1 protein-coding gene is annotated in these 428 nt (G+C 72.7%); it reads right to left on the bottom strand.

The window, feature by feature from the left end:
• Window positions 1–428, bottom strand: a 428-nt coding sequence (locus D7Y04_RS42860) for a M23 family metallopeptidase (protein ID WP_147477355.1), incomplete at both ends; no start/stop codon positions are given.

The following is a 428-nucleotide window of genomic DNA, read 5'->3' as shown; positions in this document are numbered from 1 at the left end:
AGTGCAGGTGCGGACCGGACGTCTTGCCGGATTCGCCCACGGTGGCGATGACCTGCTCCCGGCGCACCTTCTGCCCGGTGCGCACGCGCAGGTCGCGGTTGTGCGCGTAGAGCGTGATGAGCCGGTTGGCGTGCTCGACGATGACGATGTTGCCGTAGCCCTTCTGCTCGCCCGCGTAGAGCACGGTGCCTTCCTGGGCCGTCTTCACCGGCGTCCCCGAGGGCGCGGCCAGGTCGATGCCGTCGTGCGGCTCGCGTCCCTTCTTCCCGAAGCGCCCGTACAGGACGCCCCGGAGGGGCCAGTCGATCATCCCCTGCGTGGCCAGTCGGGGCCGGGGTGAACCCGGACGCGACGCGGGCCTGCGGGGAGGCTCCTCGCGACGCGCCACCACCTGCCGGGGCGCCGTTCCCGTGGACGTGCGCACGGGC

It is taken from the genome of Corallococcus sp. AB038B (assembly GCF_003668955.1).
GTDB lineage: Bacteria > Myxococcota > Myxococcia > Myxococcales > Myxococcaceae > Corallococcus > Corallococcus exiguus.
Note: the sequence above shows the minus strand (reverse complement) of the source record. Positions and strands in the feature narration are given on the sequence as shown.